Here is a 229-nt window from a genome sequence, read left to right as displayed (position 1 = left end):
CCCCGGGTTTTAATTAACTCGTGCCGTTACCAGTTTAGATCACCACGACGCTGCCAATGCCCAGGGTTTCATGGTGGCCCCCACCGGTAGCCACCATCACGAGTTTCAAGCCGTCTGTCGCTCGCGGAGTGGCCGGCCACGAAGTTGCAGGCGTCCCGTTTTCGTCGTGGGCGCGGTGGCACCGCCGGAATAGTTTTGAGGGATTCACCACCGCGCCCACCCCACCACG

1 protein-coding gene is annotated in these 229 nt (G+C 62.0%); it reads right to left on the bottom strand.

Annotated features, from left to right (window positions below; all coding sequences use genetic code 11):
• Positions 1 to 34 precede the first annotated feature (34 nt).
• Positions 35 to 229, bottom strand: a 195-nt coding sequence (locus ACYP5B_RS14915; RefSeq protein ID WP_459570227.1) for a hypothetical protein, incomplete at its 5' end; no start/stop codon positions are given.

The sequence above is a fragment of the Cupriavidus sp. 8B genome (assembly GCF_054589115.1).
The sequence above is the reverse complement of the archived record's forward strand: the minus strand, read 5'-3'. Positions and strand labels throughout refer to the sequence as shown.